Genomic DNA, 13,625 nt, shown 5'->3' on the forward strand with positions numbered 1-13,625 from the left:
AACTATGAAAAAAATCACATTGGTATTATTAAGCGCTACGTTATTAACTGGAATATCTTCGACAGCGTTTGCTCAAACAGGATATCAATCATCGGCTTCACAGGCACAAACTAAGAACCAACAAGTTAATAAAAGTAAAAAAATAGTTAGTGAAAAGAAAGAGAGAAAAGAGAATAGAGTAAAGAAAAAAGATAACGGCACGTCAAAACACAAGGTTGTAAAATCAAAGGAGAATAAGCATAAGAACAAGAAGAATGACAAGAAATTAGTCACCAGCTAACACTATAGGAGTTAAGGCTTGATACTCTGTAGTCAAGTATTTCAGGTTTACTCTTAAGAAGGATTTTTTCCTGATAAGGATCGCCTCCGGTTACCCGGAGGCGTATTTAGTTGAGAAAAAGAAATGTTCCCGGAATTGTCGATAAATATAGGACTATTATTTTGGATGAAGTATTATCAGTTGTATCTGCTTTATGGAATCAGGATGTCATTGCTCTAAAGGCAGTGAATCTATCCCTTTTATACTTATGTATTGGAGGGCTAATCTTTTTTGAAAGTGCGCTGCTACCCGCGGCTCCACTACCTTGTGATAGCGTAATCGTTTTAAGCGGCAGTTTGGCAGCTGTGGGAATACTTAATGTCTATCTATTGATCTCAATCTTAGTGCTTGCTGGATGGTTAGGTAGCATTATTGCTTTTTATCAAGGATCACGACTGAAGGAAGTGAAGATCGTATCTCGGTGGCTAAATTCTGTGGATAAAGAGCACTGGAAAACTGTTGATGAGTTAATGCTGAAATATGGCGTATTTGCTACATTTATTGCTCGTTTTATACCTGTTATCCGAGCGTTGCTTCCAATGATAGTTGGGGGGCGTAGCGTAACATCTGCAGGCCGGTTTATTCTTGTCTCTCCTATTAGTGCTTTTTTCTGGGTTTTGCTTTTGGTGCTCTCTGGTTATAGCATTTCACTGCTGCCACATCCAATATCTAAAGTACTTAGTCAATTACTGATGGTTATACCTATCTTTACTCTGATAATTACAGTGGTAGGCGTGGTTATTTGGCGATTGAAGAAGCGCATACGGGGTGATAGTTAAACGAACGGCTTTGTTTACCCTTGCCTTGCGAATCAATTACCACAAAAGATCCCCGAGGGTGTAGGAAGGCATATTGGAGAGTTAGGGGCTTTACTAATGGCGCACCCAAACAAGCTAAAGAATAATATACAAAACAAAATGACTTTCATTTTTCAGTAATAGGTTGTGGAATGTACTATGAATTAATCGGCAGGAGTTCATATTGAAAACCTGCCTAATCGATGACTTTCTATCTAGAAGCTGTATTTCATACCGACCTGCACTGTGCTTAGCGCAAAGTTATCTTTACCACGTTTGAAATAGTGATCGTAGCTCACTTGAGCTTGTAAATTTGATGTAATATTGTAGCCCACACCAACACCTAAAAGTGGTGTGAATTGGTTGTTTTTGTTGAGGGATTCAGGTTTGTCATAACCAGTGAGTTTTTCATAGGCTAGGCCTGCTTTACCAAAAACATCAAAGTCTGAAGTTATATGGTAAGTGCCGACCCCACTCATATCCATAGCCCATACTTTTGTTGTTCCCGATTTACCGTAATATCCCAATCCCAGCTCTGGAGCTAGTGAGAACTTTTCGTTAATGTCATAGGTATAGCCTCCAAATGTACGAGCACTGAAGTTGTTTTGTTTGTTGTCATCCAGTATCGGACCGGAGTGCTTGGTGTAGCCCAAGCTGCCACCGGCATAATATCCTTCAGCAAATACAGAACTAGATAGAGCGACACCTGCAAGAATTGCAGCGGTTGTAATAATTTTCTTCATTGATAAACCTACGTTTTAAATATTAGCCTTGTTTTATATAAATATGGAAGGCTTCGGTAATGGAGTTAGTTGGTGAGTTTCATAATGGAACTCGCTTGAATAATAGGAATAAAACTTCTCTTAATTTTATTCTTGAGATTGTTTTTTCATTCTTAGTTACCTTCGTTAAGTATATTTATTGGGTACATTTCCTTTTTAAATCGAGTTTCGAACACTGTACAAAATCAATGCCGATGACAATATAATGACTGTGTCTGCTTTTTGTACGTAAGAGTATGTGTTGGGGAGAGAATAGAAGAAGTTCTGTCATGAATTGTCTGTGTTTCCCTGACAATTCATGACAGAATTGATGTTTATTGATGTGCTACTTTATATTATATACCTGTTTCAACGCTTATATGGTGGCGTTTTCACGCACGATATTCAAGTGTTTGAGTATATTAAGGATGAATGATTTATAGATTGAGGGATTTAATTACAGAAAAAGCAGTTAGAGAAAATATTAAATTATGAATATTTGTCGTATGTCACAAGCCTCCTACCCAAACAATGCGTTTAAACAAATTAAGTTCGCAATAAGATCAATATATTACTATCGTTCCCTCAAGCACTTGCATACATTTATGAATTCTCAAGTATCCAAGCTAATTATGGATAAACATCCTGAATTTCTGACCAAATCCATGCGGCCATATTTGGCTTTAGGTTTAAAGCGAAAATCTGCCATGGAAATGATAGTAAGTCATCATAACTGGATGAACACCAATAATTTGATGGACGTGTATAAACAAGGAGTCTCTATTGCAAACGTCAAGCTAGGCGAAGAAGAGCTCCATTTTGTTTTATCCTATGAACCAAGGTATTGGAAAGAGGGTGAGTTGACACTGAGGCTGACCAACTTTGATGAGAACTTTTATGTCTTGTCATTTACCATATTTAACAATGTGGCTTATGTCGGTGGGGTTCAAGGACCAGAACGCGATCATGGATTTTCCAAAAAATTGACCAAGAGCCTGTTTGGGTTACGTCCAAAATCACTCATACTGGAAGTGCTTCGTTTGTGGTTAGCGAACAATAGTATTGACGCTATTTTGGGAGTGAAAAACAAACAACACACCTACGCATCAATAAGATACGCGAGTATACAGTTTGATTTTGACACTTTCTGGAGTGAACATGGTGGCACAGTATTCGACATGCACTTTTATCAAATTCCATTAGTTCAGCCAAGAAAAGATCTGGCGGCGCTGTCTAGATCAAAGAGGAAAATGTATAACAAGCGTTATGAGTTTCTCGATGCATTGCAGTTGCATCATATCCCCCTTTAATTCCTACCGTTTGATTAACTTTACGGGTTTTGTCTAAGAAAACTAGTCGAAGCCTTAACCATGATCTACAATACGGCAAATTTCAGATTGATTAGACTAATTTCAGGAAGAGCTGCATGTACATGAGCACCGATGAGGTTCGTAACGCGTTCCTTAAGTTCTTTGAAAGTAAAGGGCACCAAATTGTAGACAGTTCATCATTAGTTCCGGCTAATGATCCCACATTGCTATTTACCAATGCTGGGATGAACCAATTTAAAGACTGCTTTTTAGGATTGGAAAAGCGTGCCTATACACGAGCGACGACAGCTCAGCGCTGCGTACGTGCAGGTGGTAAACATAACGATTTAGAAAATGTTGGCTTTACTGCCCGTCACCATACCTTCTTCGAAATGCTAGGTAACTTTAGCTTTGGTGATTACTTCAAAGAGGATGCGATTGCATTTGCATGGGAATTCTTAACTGAAATACTGAAATTGCCTAAAGAACGTCTTTTGGTCACCATCTACGAGACCGATGATGAAGCGTTTGAGATTTGGAATAAAAAGGTCGGAGTACCTGCCGAGAGCATCATTCGAATTGGTGACAAGAAAGGTGGCAAGCCTTATGAGTCAGATAACTTCTGGCAAATGGGTGATACTGGGCCTTGCGGACCATGTACTGAGATCTTCTATGATCATGGCGATCATATTTGGGGCGGAAAACCGGGTACGCCAGAAGAAGACGGTGATCGCTTTATCGAAATTTGGAACAACGTGTTCATGCAGTTTAACCGTCATGCCGATGGAACAATGGAACCACTACCGAAGCCTTCTGTTGATACAGGCATGGGCATCGAGCGTATTTCAGCCATTATGCAAGGCGTGCACTCAAACTATGAAATCGATGTTTTCCAAACGTTGATAAAAGCGGCGGCTGATGTAGTTGGCTTTGACGATCTCTCTAATCAATCATTGCGTGTTATCGCCGATCATATCCGCTCTTGTGCCTTCTTAATTGTTGACGGCGTGATGCCATCTAATGAAGGTCGCGGTTATGTGTTAAGGCGTATCATCCGTCGTGCAGTGCGTCACGGCAACAAGCTCGGTGCTCAAGGTGCTTTCTTCCATAAACTTGTCGGCGTTTTAGCTGAAGTGATGGGAAGTGCTGGTTTAGAGCTGAAAAAGCAGCAAGCCGTGGTTGAAAAAGTGTTGCGTATCGAAGAAGAGAATTTTGGCCGAACTCTTGAGCGTGGTATGGCAATCCTAAGCGATGCTCTAGACAACCTCGATGGCAAAGTCTTAGACGGTGAGACAGTCTTTAAACTCTACGATACTTACGGTTTCCCAGCTGATCTAACCAATGATGTTGCTCGTGAACGTGACTTCACTATTGATGAGCAAGGGTTTGAAAGTGCGATGGAAGCTCAGCGTCAACGTGCACGTGACGCGGGCCAGTTTGGTACCGATTACAATGCTGCAATTAAAGTAGACACAACCTCTGATTTCAGTGGCTATGAGCGCAGTCAATCAAGCAGTAAAGTCACGGATATCTTTGTTGAAGGCGAGAGCGTTGAAGCACTATCAGCAGGTGACAAAGCGATTTTGGTGCTCGATTCAACGCCATTTTATGCCGAGTCTGGTGGCCAATGTGGCGATGCTGGTGTGATTACCACTGATGCTGGTGTCTTTACTGTGGAAGACACACAAAAGCTGGGCAACGCCATTGCTCATCATGGAGTTATGACTGAAGGCGTGCTGGCTAAAGGTGATGAGGTTGATGCGAAAGTCAATGAGAAGCGCCGCCAGTCGATCTCATTGAACCACTCCGCAACACACCTACTTCACGCGGCATTGCGTAAAGTCCTTGGCGACCACGTAATGCAAAAAGGGTCTTTGGTTAAAGCAGAAAACCTAAGGTTTGACTTCTCTCACTTAGAAGCCATGACACCTGCTGAGATCAAAGAAGTTGAACGTTTGGTTAACGCTCAGATTCGCCTCAACCACGCCATTGAAACCAATATCATGGATATCGATGCGGCGAAAGCAAAAGGCGCAATGGCTCTGTTTGGTGAAAAATACGACGACGAAGTTCGAGTATTGTCTATGGGTGATTTTTCAACTGAGCTGTGTGGCGGTATTCACGCATCGAACACAGGTGATATCGGCCTATTCAAAATAACATCTGAAGGTGGTATTGCTGCAGGTATTCGTCGTATCGAAGCGGTAACTGGTGAAGCGGCTTTGGATGAGTTAGATGCACAACAGGCTGGATACGAAGAGAAGTTGTCAGAAGCGGCGCAAAAAGCCAAAGCATTAGAAAAAGAAATTGCTCAACTTAAAGATAAGTTAGCATCACAAGCCAGCGCGAATTTAACCAGCCAAACAAAAGAAATCTCAGGTGTAAAAGTGCTTGTTGCCCAGCTTGATGGCGCAGACAATAAAGCGCTTCGAGGCATGGTTGATGAGCTTAAAAATCAGCTCGGTAGCGGCATCATTATGTTGGGTAATGTTTCCGGTGAAAAAGTTGGTTTAATTGCTGGTGTCACCAAAGATTTAACCAGCAAAGTGAAAGCCGGGGAGCTTGTTAATATGGTAGCTCAGCAGGTGGGTGGCAAAGGTGGCGGCCGACCTGATATGGCTCAAGCTGGTGGTAGTGATGCTGCGGCGTTACCTGCTGCGCTTGCAAGTGTAGACAGTTGGATTGAAGAGCGCCTTTAATCGCTCTGTAAGAGTCAGTTGATTTAGTGATTGGCTGTTAGCCCTATGTCCAAGCGACATAGGGTTTATTTCTTTCAAAGCCAAGTTCTGTCATTGTTTGGTGTTTTACCTAACATTTCAGCGACTTGGTTTTGTTATTTTAACTACTGCTTTGAGTGTATTAGCGAAAAATCAAAGCAGTACTAATGAGACATTGATCTCGGGAAGGTGAAGACTGGTGAAAAAGCCCCTTATCGTGCAAAAGTTTGGCGGTACCTCTGTTGGCTCAATCGACAGAATTGAAGCGGTTGCCAAGCACATCATTAAAGCAAAGAATGATGGTAATCAAGTTGTTGTTGTTGTTTCTGCAATGTCGGGTGAAACTAATCGATTGATGGGATTGGCTCATCAAATCGACAATGTTCCTCCAGCACGAGAACTTGATGTTTTGTTATCTGCCGGAGAGCAAGTGTCGATGGCATTGCTTGCCATGACGCTAGGGAAACTAGGCTATCCCGCGCGCTCATTAACGGGTGGACAGGCGAATATTGTGACGAATAATCAGCACAATGACGCAACGATTACTCATATAGACACGTCTGTGATTGACGATTTATTAGCCCAAGACTTGATTGTCATTGTGGCTGGGTTTCAAGGGGTAAACGAAAACGGAGACATCACTACACTGGGAAGAGGCGGCTCGGATACGACAGCAGTGACCTTGGCGGGAGCATTGAGTGCCGATGAGTGTCAGATATTTACCGATGTTGATGGTATTTACACCTGTGATCCTAGGGTCGTTGCCTCTGCGCAGAAGTTAGCGAGTATTGACTTTCCTACTATGGAAGAGATGGCTCGAAAAGGGGCAAAAGTGCTGCACCTACCTTCGGTTCAATATGCGTGGAACAATAATGTGCCTTTAAGAGTGTTGTCTACTTTTGACAACGGCCCTGGAAGTTTAGTCAAAGGAGAAGTTTGTCCAAGACCTGTGTGTGGATTAGCGATTCAGCGTGCCCTGATTTCGGTTCGATTTGAGCAAACTTATATTTCCAGTGTGGTTCAGCAATGTCAGATGTTAGGTATTCAGGTTTGGAGTACAATTCCTGGTGATCAGTTTGGCAGTGTTATCATTAGTGAAGCACAATACGCTAAACTTAACTTATTATTTAAAGACAAGATTATTCATATTGAATCAAGTACTGCACTGACGCTTGTTGGTCACCAGGCCAAGGAGTTAATCAGTATGTCAAATGAACTGTTGGCGCGACATATGATTAAAATCGCGCATTTTGATGTTAATGATCGTTCATTAATGTTATTTTTGTCAGCAGAATCTATCGACAAAGCAGCTAACTTGCTTCATGATTCATACATTGCGACGAACCAATTCCTAGAAATTCACCAAAAACGTGCATAATACAGTAACTGCACCGAAAAGAGTGTTTACGAAAATGTCATTTTTGGTAGATAATAACGTCGTAGCAAGTAAAGACAGAGATCACTCAAGGAGCAAAGAATGCTAATTTTGACTCGCCGCGTAGGCGAAACACTAATGATCGGTGATGAAGTAACAGTAACTGTACTTGGCGTTAAAGGTAACCAAGTTCGTATTGGCGTGAATGCCCCAAAAGAAGTGTCTGTACACCGTGAAGAAATCTACATGCGTATACAAGCCGAAAAAGGAAATGGTAATGTTGCTTCAGGTGGCAATTACTAAATCCAAAGAGGCTAGCGAAATCGCTAGCTTTTTTTTTACCCGTCAAAATTTCTCCCAAGCTTCATTTTTCAACACAAAGTGTGAATTCTCACCGCATTGATTAAATACCCAACAATTAACAGAATTTTTATTGTTTTTTGCCAAGAAAGTATTTGACTTATTTTCGGTAAATCGTAATATGTGCCTCCGCAAGACGGTGAGGTGGCCGAGAGGCTGAAGGCGCTCCCCTGCTAAGGGAGTATACGGTTTGTAGCCGTATCGAGGGTTCGAATCCCTCCCTCACCGCCATGTCTTGCAGACGTTTTGATATACAGTGCGCTCGTAGCTCAGCTGGATAGAGTACCTGGCTACGAACCAGGCGGTCGAAGGTTCGAATCCTTCCGAGCGCGCCATTATCTAAAACGACAATTTGATACAACAAGTGGTGAGGTGGCCGAGAGGCTGAAGGCGCTCCCCTGCTAAGGGAGTATACGGTTTGTAGCCGTATCGAGGGTTCGAATCCCTCCCTCACCGCCATTCATTGACCGTTCGGTCAATTTTTGTTTCAAATAGCTTATATTTTTTTAGCAAACGCTTTTAAAGTATCAGCAGTGTGATATAGTTCACGCCCTATTGCGCGCTCGTAGCTCAGCTGGATAGAGTACCTGGCTACGAACCAGGCGGTCGAAGGTTCGAATCCTTCCGAGCGCGCCATAATTTAAGGTTTCGATATCATCGGAACACAGTGCGTCCTTAGCTCAGCTGGATAGAGTACCTGGCTACGAACCAGGCGGTCGGAGGTTCGAATCCTCCAGGACGCGCCACTTTTTTTAGATATTATCTGCGCGCTCGTAGCTCAGCTGGATAGAGTACCTGGCTACGAACCAGGCGGTCGAAGGTTCGAATCCTTCCGAGCGCGCCATTATTCAACATTTCGATATTATCGGAATGCAGTGCGTCCTTAGCTCAGCTGGATAGAGTACCTGGCTACGAACCAGGCGGTCGGAGGTTCGAATCCTCCAGGACGCGCCACTTTTTTAGATATTATCTGCGCGCTCGTAGCTCAGCTGGATAGAGTACCTGGCTACGAACCAGGCGGTCGAAGGTTCGAATCCTTCCGAGCGCGCCATTTTCTTAAAACCTCGCTTATGCGGGGTTTTATTGTTTCAGGCTAGTGCTAATTCCCAATCTCACTCTCAGTAAATTGACAAAAATTCAATCATCGGGATACATTAACTCCATCTATCACGTTTGGTAAATGGTGATGTCTACTGCCGCCATGCTAAGCATGATCTTTACTAGGAGGCATCATGGCGGATATAGGAAGTCTGTTAGAAAGTGCTGCCACACTCATGGTGACAGGAATGCTCGCTGTTTTTCTGTTTCTCACCATTTTAGTGTTTTTGGTTACTATCATGGCGAAGCTGGTGCCAAAAGAAATATCTGAGTCGTCGACGCAAGCCAATACACACGAACCATCTCCTCTCAAATCAAGATCTCTTGATCCAAAAATCATAGCCGCAATCACTAGTGCTATTCATCAGTACCGTAATAGAGATCGTCAATAGCATGTAAATGGAATAAAAGGAATAGACAGCATGTCAAAGCCGTTATTGATTACAGACGTTGTACTACGCGATGCCCATCAATCATTGTTTGCGACACGAATGCGTATTGAAGACATGTTACCCATAGCGGCTGAGTTGGATAAAGTGGGATATTGGTCGTTGGAGACGTGGGGTGGGGCAACCTTTGATGCCTGCATACGTTATCTCGGTGAGGATCCGTGGCAGCGCCTACGTCAGCTAAAACAAGCGATGCCAAATACACCAATGCAGATGTTACTACGTGGTCAAAACCTATTAGGTTACCGGCACTATGCTGATGATGTCGTGACAAAATTTGTCGAGCGAGCCCATACAAATGGTATGGATGTATTTCGTATTTTCGATGCGATGAATGATATCCGCAATTTCCATACAGCCGTAAAAGCGACCATTGATGTAGGCGCTCATGCTCAAGGTACCTTGTCTTACACTACTAGCCCGGTGCACAACACACAAACTTGGGTCGATTTAGCAAAACGCTTAGAAGATATCGGCTGCCACTCATTATGCATTAAAGATATGTCAGGCTTGCTAAAGCCTTATGAAGCCGAAGAACTTATCTCAACAATAAAAGCGGCTTGCAACATCCCCCTAGCTTTACATTGCCACGCAACCACTGGGCTTTCTATCGCTACAGCCGTGAAAGCGGCTGAAGCTGGGGTCGATATACTGGATACCGCGATATCATCGATGAGCTGCACCTACGGCCATACGCCAACCGAAACGGTTGTGGCTATGCTCGAGGGTACAGAGCGAGACACCAAATTAAGTCTCACACAATTGGAGCCGATTGCGGCGTACTTTCGCCAAGTGAGGAAGAAGTACGCGAAGTGGGAAGGGCAACTTAAAGGGGTAGATTCACGCATTCTTGTTGCTCAGGTGCCAGGTGGCATGCTCACAAATATGGAGTCTCAGCTAAAAGAGCAGGGCGCAGAACATAGAATTGATGAAGTGTTAGATGAGATCCCAAAAGTTCGCCAGGATCTGGGGTATATCCCTCTGGTTACGCCAACGTCGCAAATTGTGGGCTCTCAGGCGGTGATAAACGTACTTACGGGCGAGCGATACAAAACAATTACTAAAGAGACCGCAGGGGTGCTGAAAGGGGAATACGGCACAGCACCCGCGCCAGTAAACAAGCAATTACAAGAGAAGGTATTGCAAGGAACTGAACCCATCTCATACCGTCCTGCCGATCTTATTGATGACGAGCTAGAGGCTCTCTCCTCGGAATTGGCTAGGCGCGCCGCAGAAGAGAACATTCAACTAGCAACGGAGCAGGTTGATGATGTGTTGACTTATGCCCTGTTTCCACAAATTGGTTTGAATTTCTTAAAGAACCGAAATAACCCTGACGCCTTTGAACCCGCTCCGAGCACTATAGATGAGAAGTCACCAGTATTGAGCAGTGATAACAGCCCAACGGTCGGTGAAATAGAAAGCTATAGCGTCAGGGTGGATGGACAAGTGTTTGAAGTGGAAGTTGGGCCTCAAGGGCAGCTAAAATCTGTTCTTGAGGATACCCATCATTCAGAAATAACCGCATCTAGTCCACCCCAGGAAGCCATGCTCGCGCCTTTAGCAGGCAATATTTTTAAAGTGAACGTTTCAGTTGGCGATCAAGTCAATGTGGGCGATGTACTGCTCGTGCTCGAAGCGATGAAGATGGAAACAGAGGTACAAGCGGCTGTCACTGGAACAGTGTTGAGTATTTCAGTTAGTGAAGGGGATTCGGTGACAGTCGGCGTTCCTTTGATAACGATAGGGTAGGGAGGCTATCGCAATGGATGCGTTGAGAACCTTATGGCTAGAAACTGGAATTGCAAACTTCCAAATTGCTCAGATCTGCATGATGTTGGTTGGGGCAATATTGATCTACTTAGCGATCAAAAAAGGCTTTGAGCCATTATTGCTACTGCCAATCGGTTTTGGGTGCATTTTGGCTAATATTCCCAATGCTGGCTTTACCGAGCCGGGAGGGCTGCTTTATTACGTTTACCAAGTTGGCATCGCATCTGGCGTTTTTCCACTACTGATTTTTATGGGAGTGGGGGCGATGACCGATTTTGGCGCTTTGATTGCGAACCCCAAAACCTTATGGTTAGGCGCTGCCGCGCAGTTTGGCATATTTGCAACTTTGTTTGGTGCCATACTACTTAACCTCGTTCCTGGGATGGAATTTTCGATGGCTGATGCGTCCTCGATTGCCATCATAGGTGGCGCGGATGGTCCAACGGCCATCTTCTTAGCCAGTAAGTTGTCCCCTGACCTACTTGGTGCAATAGCGGTGGCTGCGTATAGCTACATGGCGCTTGTGCCGATTATTCAGCCGCCTATTATGAAAGCGCTAACTAGCGACTCTGAGCGGAAAATCAAAATGGCCCAGCTGCGTCATGTAGGCAAGATAGAAAAAATCCTTTTTCCTCTCGTTGTGCTATTGATGACGATTCTATTTCTGCCCTCAGCAACCCCATTGGTGGGTATGTTTTGCTTGGGTAATTTGATGCGTGAAGCTGGGGTGGTAGAGCGATTATCAAAAACGGCGCAAAACGAATTAATTAACATAGTAACGATTTTTCTTGGCTTGGGTGTTGGTTCCAAATTGCAGGGCGATCAATTCTTAAATTTAGAGACATTAGGTATTCTAGCGCTTGGGGCTGTAGCATTCAGCATTGGAACGGCTTCGGGAGTCATTATGGCCAAAATGCTCAACTGGTTGTCGAAAGAGGATATTAACCCATTGATTGGCGCAGCTGGCGTGTCCGCTGTACCTATGGCAGCCAGAGTAGTCAATAAAGTCGGTCTTGATGCTAACCCACAAAACTTTTTATTAATGCATGCCATGGGACCGAACGTGGCTGGTGTGCTAGGTTCGGCTGTAGCGGCTGGAATTTTATTGGCTTTAGTTGGATAACTCACATCAATGCGATGTTTATTGCGCAAATTATCGGCAATTAGTTAACTTATTTGCAAGAAATGTTATATATTCAAAGGGATGCTACGGCATCCCTTTCTGTTTTGGTTAATAGGGAAAAGATGCAATGGAAAACAAGCAAATTGCGATTACTCAATTTGGCGGACCAGAAGTACTGTCGATTCAATCCTCGCCCGTACCCAAACCTCAGCCAGGCGAAGTATTAGTCAAGGTAGCCTTTTCTGGTGTGAACCCTATTGACGTTAAAACTCGCTCAGGAGTTGGCTGGGCGGCGTCACAAAATAAGGACAAGTTACCTTGGGTGCCAGGTTATGATATTTCTGGTGAAATCGTTGAAGTGGCCGATGACACGCGCAAGTTTAAAGTGGGTGATAATGTCGTAGGCTTTATTGGTTTTCCTTTATCTGGCGGGGGATACAGTCAGTATGTCGCTGTACCCGAGAGCGAATTGAGTCTGATTCCTGATGCGGTAACTATGGAAGCGGCTGCAGTCTTACCTCTAGCGGGCCAAACGGCAGTGCAAGCGCTTGATAAAGCGCAGGTGACGGAAGGTGACCGAGTATTGATTCTTGCCGGTGCTGGTGGAGTCGGACACTTAGCAGTGCAAGTGGCGGTGGCGGCGAAAGCGGAAGTCTACACAACTTGTAGTGAATCTAATCTTGATTATATGGCCACATTAGGCGCACATGCCATTAACTACGAGTTTGCCCCTGTTTCTGAACGATTAGAGGAAGTGGATGTGCTGATCGATTTAGTTGGTGGTGATGCAGCACTCGATGCGATGAAGTGCTTAAGAGATAACGCCAGAATCGTGACTGTGCCGACGATTAGCGCCGAAATGATTTGTGAAAAAGCCAAAATGTTGGGCTTTCAAGCCATGGGTATATTGGTTGAGCCCGATCCCGAGCAATTAGATACCATGCTTTATATGGTCAGTGTTGGACTACTTAAAACCGAGATCCAAAAAGTGTATCCTATGTCTGATGTGGCTGATGCTCACAGACAAATTGAAACAGGACACACTCGAGGCAAGGTATTACTTGATATGAAATGTTAGAAGCGTTTAACGCTGCCTTTCACACTTTCGCACATTGGTTTTCCGATTCCGCATTATGGGTTTTATTCATTGTCGGATTTCTTAGTGCCACACTTTTACCCGGAGGCTCAGAAGCAACATTAGTTGCGACACTGAGCCTTCATCAATATTCCCCTTCCAGCGTCGTGTTAGTGGCTTCCATAGGTAATACATTGGGTGGTTTAACCAATTACTGGTTGGGCTTATGGATCCCTAATCGAACTGATAAAGAAAAACATGGTCATAAAGCTCTGTTGTGGTTAAATAAATATGGCTATTGGACACTGCTGTTTAGTTGGTTGCCTGTTATTGGTGATCCGCTTTGTTTGGCGGCAGGTTGGCTCAGGATGAAGTTTATTCCCAGCACCATTATGATCTTTGTTGGTAAAGCCATAAGATACAGTCTACTAGCCGCAATCTTCTATGGACTTTTTTAAAGGATGAAAA

At 43.9% G+C, this 13,625-nt stretch carries 12 protein-coding genes and 8 tRNA genes; 19 read left to right on the forward strand and 1 reads right to left on the reverse strand.

Translation table 11 applies throughout. The features are described 5' to 3' along the window. Window positions 1–4 precede the first annotated feature (4 nt). Both M9194_RS06060 and M9194_RS06065 read left to right on the forward strand, forming a co-directional pair. Window positions 5–280 carry a hypothetical protein gene (locus M9194_RS06060; protein WP_250611735.1) on the forward strand — a complete coding sequence of 92 codons (276 nt, stop codon included), beginning with the start codon at window positions 5–7 and terminating at the stop codon, window positions 278–280. A gap of 161 nt (window positions 281–441) precedes the next feature. Further along, window positions 442–1,098: a DedA family protein gene (locus M9194_RS06065; RefSeq protein WP_431769395.1), complete on the forward strand. Its 657-nt coding sequence runs from the start codon at window positions 442–444 to the stop codon at window positions 1,096–1,098. Window positions 1,099–1,331: 233 nt separating this feature from the next. Here M9194_RS06065 and M9194_RS06070 read toward each other — a convergent pair whose 3' ends face one another. Continuing rightward, window positions 1,332–1,859, reverse strand: coding sequence for an outer membrane beta-barrel protein (locus M9194_RS06070; RefSeq protein WP_250611737.1), 528 nt, complete (start codon window positions 1,857–1,859; stop codon window positions 1,332–1,334). A gap of 524 nt (window positions 1,860–2,383) precedes the next feature. On the opposite strand from M9194_RS06070, the gene M9194_RS06075 reads away from it, so the two are divergent. The 17 genes from M9194_RS06075 (at window position 2,384) to M9194_RS06155 (ending at window position 13,615) form a co-directional block, all read left to right on the forward strand. Then, window positions 2,384–3,187, forward strand: a complete 804-nt coding sequence (locus M9194_RS06075; RefSeq protein ID WP_250611867.1) for a DUF535 family protein — start codon at window positions 2,384–2,386, stop codon at window positions 3,185–3,187. 116 nt (window positions 3,188–3,303) lie between these two features. Further along, window positions 3,304–5,886 (forward strand): alanine--tRNA ligase, encoded by a 2,583-nt coding sequence (gene alaS, locus M9194_RS06080; RefSeq protein WP_250611738.1) that lies wholly within the window; start codon window positions 3,304–3,306, stop codon window positions 5,884–5,886. 217 nt (window positions 5,887–6,103) lie between these two features. Further along, window positions 6,104–7,282 (forward strand): aspartate kinase, encoded by a 1,179-nt coding sequence (locus M9194_RS06085; protein ID WP_250611739.1) that lies wholly within the window; start codon window positions 6,104–6,106, stop codon window positions 7,280–7,282. Between the two features lie 99 nt (window positions 7,283–7,381). After that, window positions 7,382–7,582 carry a carbon storage regulator CsrA gene (csrA, locus tag M9194_RS06090; RefSeq protein ID WP_250611740.1) on the forward strand — a complete coding sequence of 67 codons (201 nt, stop codon included), beginning with the start codon at window positions 7,382–7,384 and terminating at the stop codon, window positions 7,580–7,582. Between the two features lie 195 nt (window positions 7,583–7,777). Continuing rightward, a tRNA-Ser gene (locus M9194_RS06095) sits at window positions 7,778–7,870 on the forward strand. A gap of 27 nt (window positions 7,871–7,897) precedes the next feature. Beyond that, window positions 7,898–7,974 (forward strand) — tRNA-Arg (locus M9194_RS06100). A gap of 31 nt (window positions 7,975–8,005) precedes the next feature. Further along, window positions 8,006–8,098: transfer RNA gene (locus M9194_RS06105), tRNA-Ser, on the forward strand. Window positions 8,099–8,198: 100 nt separating this feature from the next. Next, window positions 8,199–8,275 (forward strand) — tRNA-Arg (locus M9194_RS06110). A gap of 33 nt (window positions 8,276–8,308) precedes the next feature. After that, window positions 8,309–8,385 (forward strand) — tRNA-Arg (locus M9194_RS06115). A 21-nt stretch (window positions 8,386–8,406) separates the two neighbouring features. After that, a tRNA-Arg gene (locus M9194_RS06120) sits at window positions 8,407–8,483 on the forward strand. Between the two features lie 33 nt (window positions 8,484–8,516). Continuing rightward, window positions 8,517–8,593, forward strand: a tRNA-Arg gene (locus tag M9194_RS06125). Between the two features lie 20 nt (window positions 8,594–8,613). Next, a tRNA-Arg gene (locus tag M9194_RS06130) sits at window positions 8,614–8,690 on the forward strand. A gap of 181 nt (window positions 8,691–8,871) precedes the next feature. After that, the gene (locus M9194_RS06135; RefSeq protein WP_250611741.1) at window positions 8,872–9,129 is read left to right on the forward strand and encodes an oxaloacetate decarboxylase subunit gamma; all 258 of its coding nucleotides are present in this window, start codon (window positions 8,872–8,874) and stop codon (window positions 9,127–9,129) included. A gap of 30 nt (window positions 9,130–9,159) precedes the next feature. Further along, window positions 9,160–10,938, forward strand: coding sequence for a sodium-extruding oxaloacetate decarboxylase subunit alpha (gene oadA / locus M9194_RS06140; RefSeq protein WP_250611742.1), 1,779 nt, complete (start codon window positions 9,160–9,162; stop codon window positions 10,936–10,938). 13 nt (window positions 10,939–10,951) lie between these two features. Next, window positions 10,952–12,082, forward strand: a complete 1,131-nt coding sequence (locus M9194_RS06145) for a sodium ion-translocating decarboxylase subunit beta (protein ID WP_250611743.1) — start codon at window positions 10,952–10,954, stop codon at window positions 12,080–12,082. A 127-nt stretch (window positions 12,083–12,209) separates the two neighbouring features. Beyond that, window positions 12,210–13,160 carry an NADP-dependent oxidoreductase gene (locus tag M9194_RS06150; RefSeq protein WP_250611744.1) on the forward strand — a complete coding sequence of 317 codons (951 nt, stop codon included), beginning with the start codon at window positions 12,210–12,212 and terminating at the stop codon, window positions 13,158–13,160. Then, window positions 13,154–13,615 (forward strand): YqaA family protein, encoded by a 462-nt coding sequence (locus M9194_RS06155; protein WP_250611745.1) that lies wholly within the window; start codon window positions 13,154–13,156, stop codon window positions 13,613–13,615. The genes M9194_RS06150 and M9194_RS06155 overlap by 7 nt, the downstream gene beginning before the upstream one ends. Window positions 13,616–13,625: the final 10 nt, after the last annotated feature.

It is taken from the genome of Vibrio sinus (assembly GCF_023634645.1).
GTDB classification, from domain to species: domain Bacteria; phylum Pseudomonadota; class Gammaproteobacteria; order Enterobacterales; family Vibrionaceae; genus Vibrio; species Vibrio sinus.

Excerpts from the sequence above, each read along its gene's own strand:
- M9194_RS06060 (WP_250611735.1), top strand. The coding sequence starts at position 5 with ATGAAAAAAATCACATTGGTATTATTAAGCGCTACGTTATTAACTGGA.
- M9194_RS06070 (WP_250611737.1), bottom strand. The coding sequence starts at position 1,859 with ATGAAGAAAATTATTACAACCGCTGCAATTCTTGCAGGTGTCGCTCTA.
- M9194_RS06075 (WP_250611867.1), top strand. The coding sequence starts at position 2,384 with ATGTCACAAGCCTCCTACCCAAACAATGCGTTTAAACAAATTAAGTTC.
- alaS (WP_250611738.1), top strand. The coding sequence starts at position 3,304 with ATGTACATGAGCACCGATGAGGTTCGTAACGCGTTCCTTAAGTTCTTT.
- csrA (WP_250611740.1), top strand. The coding sequence starts at position 7,382 with ATGCTAATTTTGACTCGCCGCGTAGGCGAAACACTAATGATCGGTGAT.
- M9194_RS06135 (WP_250611741.1), top strand. The coding sequence starts at position 8,872 with ATGGCGGATATAGGAAGTCTGTTAGAAAGTGCTGCCACACTCATGGTG.
- oadA (WP_250611742.1), top strand. The coding sequence starts at position 9,160 with ATGTCAAAGCCGTTATTGATTACAGACGTTGTACTACGCGATGCCCAT.
- M9194_RS06145 (WP_250611743.1), top strand. The coding sequence starts at position 10,952 with ATGGATGCGTTGAGAACCTTATGGCTAGAAACTGGAATTGCAAACTTC.
- M9194_RS06150 (WP_250611744.1), top strand. The coding sequence starts at position 12,210 with ATGGAAAACAAGCAAATTGCGATTACTCAATTTGGCGGACCAGAAGTA.
- M9194_RS06155 (WP_250611745.1), top strand. The coding sequence starts at position 13,154 with ATGTTAGAAGCGTTTAACGCTGCCTTTCACACTTTCGCACATTGGTTT.